Origin of the sequence: Nocardioides sp. (assembly GCF_964229035.1) — a bacterium.
Taxonomy (GTDB): domain Bacteria; phylum Actinomycetota; class Actinomycetes; order Propionibacteriales; family Nocardioidaceae; genus Nocardioides.
The window spans coordinates 83,571-90,380 of the sequence record NZ_CAXRAZ010000034.1; the positions used below are offsets into that span (position 1 = coordinate 83,571).

Consider the following 6,810-nt stretch of genomic DNA (forward strand, 5'->3'; position numbering starts at 1 on the left):
CTTTTATCTCAACAGAAGTTCGCCGAGTTTCACGCCAAACATCAACAGCGTGTGCTCGATAGAGTCGAAGGTCCCGTCGTGGCCGGGCTGGGAGTCTTCAACCGCGCGAACGGCGCAGCAGCTCCTCGAAGGGCGTGACGGCGGCGAGGGCGTCGTCCACGAGCTCGCGGCGCTCGCCGACCGCGCTGCCGCCGACACCCATCGCGCCGACCAGCTCGCGGGCCGCGCGGGTGATGCGCAGGTCGAGGTCGGGGCCGGCGAAGTCGTCGGTGGCGGCGAAGACGCCGGTGGGCAGGGCCACCGCGTGCAGGTAGGCGAACAGCGGGCGCAGCGCGTGATCGATCACCAGCGAGTGACGCGCCGTGCCGGCAGTGGCGCCCATCAGCACGGGCGTGCCGTCGAGCACGCCCTGCTCGAGGGTGTCGAAGAAGGTCTTGAACAACCCCGAGTACGACGCCGAGAACACCGGCGTCACCACGATGAGGCCGTCGGCGTCGCGCACCGCGGCCTGGGCCGCGGCCAGCTCGGGAGCCGCGAACCCGACGAGCAGCTGGTCGGTGAGCTGGTGGGCGAGGTCGCGCAGCTCCACGTGGACGACGTCCACCCCCTCGCCCGGCCCGCCCAGCTCGCCGACCACCGCAGCGGTGAGGCGATCGGCGAGCAACCGCGTGGACGACGGGTTCGACAGGCCCGCGGACACCACGACCAGGCGGGTCATGCCACGGCTCCCGCCTGCTCGACCTGCCCGGCAGCGCGTGCGGCGACGAGCGAGGCGTGCGTGGGTGCGTCGGGGACGTGGGCGGGGCGGCCCTCCGCGAAGCCGGCCCGCAGGTCGGGCAGGATCTCGCCGAGCAGGTCGAGCTGCTCCAGGACGGTCGTCAGCGGAAGGCCCGCGTGGTCGATGAGGAACAGCTGGCGCTGGTAGTGCCCGGCGTAGTCGCGGAACGAGAGCGTGCGTTCGAGCACCTGCTGGGGCGATCCGACGGTGAGCGGCGTCTGGCGGGTGAAGTCCTCGAGCGAGGGGCCGTGGCCGTAGACGGGCGCGTTGTCGAAGTAGGGGCGGAACTCGTTCCAGGCGTCCTGGCTGTTGCGGCGCATGAAGAACTGGCCGCCGAGCCCGACGATGGCGGTGTCGGCCGGGCCGTGACCGTAGTGCTCGAACCGCTCGCGGTAGAGGCGCACCATCTGCTCGGTGTGCGAGGCCGGCCAGAAGATGTGGTTGTGGAAGAAGCCGTCGCCGTAATAGGCGGCCTGCTCGGCGATCTCGGGGCTGCGGATCGAGCCGTGCCAGACGAACGGCGCCACGCCGTCGAGCGGGCGCGGCGTGGAGGTGTAGCCCTGCAGCGGGGTGCGGAAGCGGCCCTGCCAGTCGACGACGTCCTCGCTCCAGAGCCGGCGCAGGAGCGCGTAGTTCTCGATGGCGAGGTTGAGGCCCTGGCGGATGTCCTTGCCGAACCAGGGGTACACGGGCCCGGTGTTGCCGCGCCCCATCATGAGGTCGACGCGGCCGTCGGTGAGGTGCTGGATCTTCGCGTAGTCCTCGGCGATGAGCACCGGGTCCGTCGTGGTGATCAGCGTCGTGGCCGTCGAGAGGATGATCCGCTCGGTCTTCGCGCCGATGTAGGCGAGCGTCGCGGTCGGGTTCGAGCTCACGAACGGCGGGTTGTGGTGCTCGCCGGTGGCGAACACGTCGAGCCCGATGTCCTCGGCCTTCTGCGCGATGGCGACGGTGGCCTTGATGCGCTCGTGCTCGGTGGGGGTGCGACCCGTGGTGGGGTCGGTGGTGAGGTCGCCGACGGTGAAGATGCCGATCTGCATGGGGGTCATCGCCTTCCGGAGAGTCGCGTCCGCGAAGTGGTGGACGTGTCAACTTCCTCAACCCTAGGGCCTGCCGGCCTATTCCGACGACCGGCCCCTCGGCGGGCGCCTCCTACGATGGGCCCATGAGCGAGCGACCCTCCGCCCTGGTCACCTCGGGCGTCGTCGAGCTCGCGGCCGCCGCCCTGTCGGGCTGGGCGTTCACCTACGCGATCAGCAACCCCGAGGGCGCGCGGAGGGCCGGGGTGGCGAGCGTGCCCCGGATCCGCCAGTGGCACCTCGACCTCGTGGCCCTGGGCACCAGCACCGTGGCGCTCGGCGTGGCCGTGCCCGACGCGCCCCGCATCGTCCAGGGCTCGCTGGCCACGGGAGCCTGGACCAACGCGATGCTCTTCCTCCCGCTCGCCTTCAAGCCCGAGCTGATCGACGAGCCCGGCTACAAGGCTGCCGCCGGCGCCTCCTTCGTGGCCACCACGGTGGGTTTCGTCGGCATGGCGGCCACGGCGATCGCGCGCCGGCGCGCGGCGCGCTGAGACCTGCCCGCGGGTCGGCGCTCAGTCAGCTCTCCATCAGCGGACGACGCGCACCGAGCGCGCGAGGTCGGTGCGGCCGCCGCCGGGGTAGCGCACCTGCAGCGAGAGTCGGGCGGTGCCGGCGGGCGCACCGGCGGGCAGGCGCCCGGCGAAGCGGTCGCGCGCGGCGTCGTAGGTCAAGCAGCTCACCCGGGTCGTGACGCCGCGAGCCAGGGCGGCGCTCACCCCGCACCCCCGCGCCAGCACGCGGGCGAGGGGGTCGGGCAGACGTCGTCCACGGGCATCGAGCAGGTGGACGACGACCGGCTGGCCGCCCCGCACGCGCGCACCCGAGCCGATGGAGAGCTGGGGCGCGGCCTCGACGAGCGCGGTGATCGCGGCGCTGGCGCGATGGCCCATGCGGTCGCTGGCGGTGCACACGACGCGCACCTCACCGAGGCGCTGGGCGCTCGCGCTCGCGCAGCCGGCGCTCGCGATGCCCGAGCCGGTGTCGACCGCGCCCGGGGCCGCCGCCACGCCGCCGGGCCGACCGAGCAGCGTGCGGCCGACCTGCGTGGGGCGGAGCAGGGGCGGATCGCGGTCGAGCGTGACGGAGGGACGCAGGCGGGTCAGGCGTCCGTCGGACTCCCACACGTCGACGAGGATCACGTGGCGTCCGTCGCGCAGGCCCGCGAGGTCGAGGGTGCGCGCGACGCCCGGCGCGAGGGCGACCCCGGGGCCGCTGAGGTCGTCCACCCACAGGCGCACCTCGTCGATGCCGGCGGTGGTGCCGTCAGCGCGCAGCAGGGTGACGGCCGGGCGAGCGTCGGAGGTGAGAGCCGGGAGCCCGCGCAGCACCGGGGTGGCCAGCGGGGGCGGGGTCGGGCTCGGGGTCGGGCTGGGGGTGGGCGTCGCGGATCCGCCGTCCACCGGCTGCCCCTCGTCGAGACGCAGGAACTGCAGCGCGAAGCTCACCATCGCGGTGAACGGCAGCACGTGGCCGACGTCGGCCACCGTGACGGCCTCCACCGCCGGGTGCGCGCCGTCGTCGCCGTAGCGCACCCGCCGCCACGTGGGCACCGGCACCGTGACCGAGGCGGGCTCGAGGCCGACGCCGGCGAGCGTCGTCCACTGCTCGACGCTCTCGCGGAGGTTCGCGTAGGCGATCGACCGGTCGCGGGTGCCGTGCCACAACTGCAGGCGCGGGATGCCGGGCGACCCGTCGGCGGGCAGTGGGCCCCCGAGTGCGCGGGCCACGCGCGCCCACTCCTGGGGCGTGCGGTCGACGCGGCCCGCGGCGCAGTCGGGGTTCCACATCGAGCCGCCGGAGGCGGCGAAGCAGCCCGCGGGCGCGCCCATGAACGCCGAGCCGGCGGTGAAGACGTCGGGGTACTCGGCCAGCAGCACCGTGGTGAGCAGTGCGCCGGAGGAGAACCCCAGAACGCTCGTGCGCGACGGGCTCGCGCCGGTGATCGCCTGCGCCCACCGCACGGCCGAGGCTGCGCCCTGCGGATCGCCGCCGCCGTCGCGACGCAGGGCGGCGGGCGTAGAGGCGTCGAAGCAGGAGTCGCTGCGCGGCGACTGCAGGAACACCGCGGTGAAGCCGTACTCCTCCGCCGCCGGCACCAGCTCGTGCGAGATCTGCTCGTAGGTGCGGCGGGCGGTGGTGCCGCACCCGTGGGCGACCAGCAGCACACCGGGCTCCGGCGCGAGGCTGCGCGGGACGTAGGCGAAGGCCGTCAACCCGGTCGGGTTCGGCCCTGGGAACCACAACGGCGTGAACCTGCTGCGCGGCAGCTCACCGGAGCTCGCCTGCGCGGCGGGCGTTGCGTGTGTCGAGCCCGGGGCGAGCGCTGCCGTCGTCCGCGCTGCCGCCACCTGCGCACCTGCCAGGCCGAGGACGACGGCGAGCACGGCGAGGAGCGCGACGAGCGCGGCCGCGGGCGCCCCGAGGGGTCGGCGGTTGTTCGAGAGCATGAGCGGGCCTAACCGAGAGCGCCGGCGCGGAGCCCCCATGACCCCGCGACCGCCGAATGTACGCCTCCGACCCGCTCGCCGCAGCGGTTTGCCGCCCGCTCGAGCGGGGGCTCGCGTCGGTTGAGATTCGCCGGTTGACCGGCGAATCCCAAGCTTCTCGGCTGAAACTTCATGCAAGAAGCACGAGATTCGGTCGACCAGTCCGGCCACGGCGTGGACGACGAGCCGCGGCGTCAGCCGAGCGCCGCCACCGGGTCGAGCCCGGACTGCAGCACCGAGTCCTCCCACAGCACCCGCGCAGCCTGCTCGTCGCGAGCCCGCCGACTCGGGCGCTCCACCACCGGCGTCCGCCCGCGGACGACGAAACGCGGCCCGACGAAGGCGCCGGGCGGCAGGGTGCGGTCGGTGGCCGCGCGCACGATCGGCAGCGCCCCGGCGGCGGCGGGCTGCGTGACGAAGCGGGCGACACGGCGCATGAGCAGGTTGCTGACGCCGGTGCCCTCGAAGCCGAGGTCGGTGTCGGCGCCGCCCGGATGGGCGACCATCGCGCTCACGTGCGAGCCGGCGCTGGCCAGGCGGCGCTGCAGCTCGGAGGTGAACAGGATGTTGTCGAGCTTGCTGTGGAAGTAGGCGTTCCACCGGTCGTACGGCTTCTCCAGCCGCGGGTCGGCCTGGCCGCGGGCGGCGCGGTGGCCCATGCTCGCCACGTTGACCACGCGGCCCTGCGGCGAGGCGGCCACGAGCGGCATCAGCCGGGCGGTGAGGGCGAAGTGCGCGAGGTGGTTGACGGCGTACTGCATCTCGAGGCCCTCGGCGGTGCGCGCCTCGTCGATGGCCATGAGGCCCGCGTTGTTGATGAGGACGTCGATCGCCCGCCCCTCCGCGTGGAGCCGCTCGGCCGCCGCAGCGACCGACGACAGGTCAGCGAGGTCGAGGTCGACCACCGTCACCTCGGCACGCGGGTGCTCGGCCACCAGCTGGGCGACGGCGGCATCGGCCTTCGCGCGGTTGCGGCAGGCGAAGGTGAGGCTCGCGCCGGCACCGGCGAGCACACGGGCGGTCTCGAAGCCGAGGCCGGCGTTGGCGCCGGTGATGACGACGTGTCGCCCGGCGAGGTCGGGAAGGTCGGCGGGGGTCCAGCCCATGGTCGTTCCTCTCATGAAGGTGAATGCGAGTTCATATTAGACCACAAGATGAATCATGGTTCATGATGCGAGCCATGAGGTCCGACGCCGCCCGCAACAGCGAGGCGATCCTGCAGGCGGCGCGCGACGTCGTGGCTGAGGAGGGCATCGGCGCCTCGATGGTCCGCATCGCCGAACGAGCCGGCGTCGCCGTCGGCACCCTGTACCGCCATCACCCGAGCAAGGACCATCTCGTCGGCGCCGTCGTCCAGGACGCCACCCGCCGCCTCGTCGACCTCCTCGACGCCGCCCTCGCGCGCATCGAGACCGACGGCGACGTGGGTCGCGAGTTCGAGACGGCCCTGGCGTCCGCGGCCGAGACCTACGCGACCGATCGCGCGTTCAAGGAGTACCGCGCCCAGGCCCGCGGCGCAGCGGTCGACCTGCCGGGAGCCGATCAACTCGAGGCGCGCGGCTACGCCGCCCTCGACGACCTCGTCGCCGCAGCCCATCGCGCCGGCACCCTGCGTGCGGACGTCGGCGCGGCCGACGTCCTCGAGATCCTCGCCGCCGTCCCCACCTCTCCTGAGCGCCGGGCCACCTACCTCGCCGTGGTCCTCGCCGGGCTCCGGTCCGCGCCGCGGCGGGATTCACCGGTGGGCCGGTGAATCTCGTGCTGGTCGGCTGAAGCTTCATGCAAGGAGCACGAGTTTCGGTCGAGTAGTCAGGTGATTTCGGGCGTGGACGACGGACCGCCGGCAGTGCACTCGGGGCGGCCCGGGGTGGGTGTGGAGAACCCGGGGCCGAGCGGGTCATTGTGTCGGACCCCCATCTCATGATGGTCCCCACAAGTCCTCCTCGGGATCTCGGAGAACCAGCGCATGAGCGTCGACGTCACCACCACCCACCCGGTGATCGCCTGCGCCCACACCCTTCAAACCGCCTTGGGTGAGGTCCGTGAGGTGCAGGCGGTGTACATGAGCGTGGAGGACAAGAAGACCGCCCTGATCGAGCTCACCCGGGTCGAGGCCGCTGTCGCCGAGCTGAAGGCACGGGTCCTGGCCGCCTCCGGTGATGTCGCCGACGACACCGGCGCCCGCGACCCCGGCGCCTGGCTGGCCCACGCCACCCGCACCGACCGGCGCATCACCGCCACGCAGTACCGCCTCGCCCAAGCGTTGGAGCGCCTGCCCCGCCTCGCAGCAGCCATGTCATCCGGTCTGGTCAACGAGGGCCAAGCCCGCGTCATCATCGAGACGGTCGACAACCTCCCCGACCGCCTCGGCACCCAGGTCAAACTCGACGCCGAAGCCTCACTCATCCACTTCGCCGCCGACCACGCACCAGCCGACCTCAAACGCCTCGGTGTCCACATCCTC

Annotated in this window: 7 protein-coding genes; 3 read left to right on the plus strand and 4 right to left on the minus strand. The window is 73.1% G+C overall.

The window, feature by feature from the left end:
• Positions 1-97 precede the first annotated feature (97 nt).
• On the minus strand, positions 98-718 hold the full coding sequence (locus ACERUN_RS11270) for a CE1759 family FMN reductase (RefSeq protein WP_370290047.1): 621 nt from the start codon (positions 716-718) through the stop codon (positions 98-100).
• A complete protein-coding gene (locus ACERUN_RS11275; protein WP_370290054.1) occupies positions 715-1,818 on the minus strand; it encodes an LLM class flavin-dependent oxidoreductase in 1,104 nt (367 codons plus the stop codon). Before ACERUN_RS11275 ends, ACERUN_RS11270 begins: the two co-directional genes overlap by 4 nt.
• Positions 1,819-1,943: 125 nt before the next feature.
• On the opposite strand from ACERUN_RS11275, the gene ACERUN_RS11280 reads away from it, so the two are divergent.
• Complete coding sequence (locus ACERUN_RS11280; protein WP_370290048.1) at positions 1,944-2,351, plus strand: hypothetical protein; 408 nt, start codon at positions 1,944-1,946, stop codon at positions 2,349-2,351.
• A gap of 36 nt (positions 2,352-2,387) precedes the next feature.
• Here ACERUN_RS11280 and ACERUN_RS11285 read toward each other — a convergent pair whose 3' ends face one another.
• Both ACERUN_RS11285 and ACERUN_RS11290 read right to left on the minus strand, forming a co-directional pair.
• A complete protein-coding gene (locus ACERUN_RS11285) occupies positions 2,388-4,307 on the minus strand; it encodes a PHB depolymerase family esterase (protein ID WP_370290049.1) in 1,920 nt (639 codons plus the stop codon).
• Positions 4,308-4,540: 233 nt separating this feature from the next.
• The gene (locus ACERUN_RS11290) at positions 4,541-5,467 is read right to left on the minus strand and encodes an oxidoreductase (protein ID WP_370290050.1); all 927 of its coding nucleotides are present in this window, start codon (positions 5,465-5,467) and stop codon (positions 4,541-4,543) included.
• Between the two features lie 59 nt (positions 5,468-5,526).
• On the opposite strand from ACERUN_RS11290, the gene ACERUN_RS11295 reads away from it, so the two are divergent.
• Together ACERUN_RS11295 and ACERUN_RS11300 are read left to right on the plus strand one after the other, a co-directional pair.
• On the plus strand, positions 5,527-6,099 hold the full coding sequence (locus ACERUN_RS11295) for a TetR/AcrR family transcriptional regulator (protein ID WP_370290051.1): 573 nt from the start codon (positions 5,527-5,529) through the stop codon (positions 6,097-6,099).
• A 213-nt stretch (positions 6,100-6,312) separates the two neighbouring features.
• The coding region (locus ACERUN_RS11300; RefSeq protein WP_370290052.1) for a DUF222 domain-containing protein at positions 6,313-6,810 on the plus strand (498 nt) is incomplete at its 3' end.